The organism is Staphylococcus sp. HMSC068G11 (assembly GCF_001815825.1).
GTDB classification, from domain to species: Bacteria; Bacillota; Bacilli; order Staphylococcales; family Staphylococcaceae; genus Staphylococcus; species Staphylococcus epidermidis.
This window is the reverse complement of record NZ_KV822076.1, coordinates 1-1,963: the sequence shown is the minus strand read 5'-3', so window position 1 is coordinate 1,963 and position 1,963 is coordinate 1. Positions and strand designations below refer to the sequence as shown.

Sequence of the window (1,963 nt, the reverse complement as noted above, 5' to 3'; positions counted from 1 at the left end):
GATAATGCGTATGTCATTTGTTAGCTATAGAACGGAATTCAAAAATATATTTTTGAATGTAGTGATGGCCTCGCCAGAGCGAAGATAACTCTTACATTTGAATGTAAGAGTATATCGAGCTATACTCTCATTGCGGAATCAGCCTCACATGTTTGAGGCGTAGCGGTGAGAGTATCCATCATTTTACATAAGCGAAGCATTGTCGAAGGTAGACAATCACAGCGCTTGTAAAATGATATTTGCGAAGGTTCTCGAAAGTAGAGAACCACAGACAAATCAAAAAGCTTCGGGGAGGGCGCTCAATTTGAAATTAGCTTGGAATACGCAAAAAAATAAAATGAGCGATGTTAAAGGCAAAGAGATGGAACAAGAACGTAAAGGGAGAATCAAAAACGATGAGATTGATTTGAAACGGACAAACTTAAACTTTGATTTAGTTGAAGATGAACGTCATTTGTATCATCGTGTGAAAGATAGAGTCGATTATTATAAAGAACAGGGATCACGTGTACAGAAAAATAGTGTGGTGATGTATTCCAATATCATTACGTTATCGAAAGAAGAGGCCGACCGTATGGGAGAAACACGTACAAAACACTACTTTAAAACATGTAAAGATTACTTCAGTGAACGTTTTGGTGAAGCCAATGTCGTTTCAGCGAAGGTGCATATGGATGAATCAGCGCCTCATATGCACCTTCACTTTATACCTGTTAATCATCAAGGGCGGTTATCAGCACGTACAGCTATGAATCGACAAGCCATTAATCATATCCATGATGAATTAACAACACGTCTGTGCCAGCAAGGTTTTGATGTTGAACGTGGGAGTACCGATGATAATAAAACGTATATTCAAGATATTCATGAATATAAAAAGAAAGCAAAAGTTTTAAGTGAATTAGACCAACAAATTGAAACGAAAAAACAATTGTTGAGGGATATCAACGATTTACACGATGAAAAAGAAGATTTAACTCGGGATATTCAAAACTTAAAACGGAAAAATCATTTTTTACAAGAGGATTCTCAACAGGCTCAAGAAGATATCGACCTATACAAGCAACTGAGAACGATTTCTAGGGACGATTTTAGAAAAGATGAGGAAAAGTACCAAAAAGAAATCAAAGCGTATGAGGCGTCTCTGAGTGGCCTTAGAATGAATTACCGAGATTTGGACAAGCGCAATCAACATTTAACAACACAAAATAATCAACTCGAACACCATTTAGACATGTTAAATGCACGTCATCAAGCGATGAACGACATGGTAAGAAATGATACACGTATTTTGTTTGCGGGACTTAGATGTGCATTGAAAGATATGAACATTGAATTAAGCGCAGAAATTAAATATCAACGTATGCCAGAAGTCGGTATTGATCCCGATACGGTGGATCAGGGGGCTTTAACACATGCATATCAAGGTGATGTGTCAGGGATAGATCATCATATAAGAAAGGCATCAGCACCTATTAAAAAAGAGACAGAGAATGACTTAGAATTAGAATAAATCAATAAAAATAAGCACTCAAACAAGTATGATACTCGCCTGAGTGCTTATCTCATGAAAAGAGGAGATAAAAATTTAATAAGTATGATCAACCGATTAAGAACAATCATTACCTTACTTACAGCGTTTATTAAATAGTTCTGTAAGGAGGAACAATACCTTTGCATTTCTATATTATTATAAGAATTCCAAGGTAGCAAAGATATTGTATTGGAAATGATAGATGTGAGTATGATTTCTAAATTAATTGATGAAGATATTTTTTAAAGTTTATTTTTGTGTTCGTTTCTTTAGAAGTATATTTGAATGAATTTGGAGTATTTCACTCCGACCTTTTTAATATATTTTTATAAATCTTTTTATAAACCTTTTTAGGTGTGCTTTAATCCTTAGAGCGACAGTAGATTTCACAACTTAAAAAGGTCATTTTGCCACATAAAAAAGGTCATT

1 protein-coding gene is annotated in these 1,963 nt (G+C 34.9%); it reads left to right on the top strand.

Translation table 11 applies throughout. The features are described from left to right. Positions 1-304: 304 nt before the first annotated feature. The gene (gene mobV, locus HMPREF3058_RS05995) at positions 305-1,513 is read left to right on the top strand and encodes a MobV family relaxase (RefSeq protein WP_070731213.1); all 1,209 of its coding nucleotides are present in this window, start codon (positions 305-307) and stop codon (positions 1,511-1,513) included. Positions 1,514-1,963 lie beyond the last annotated feature (450 nt).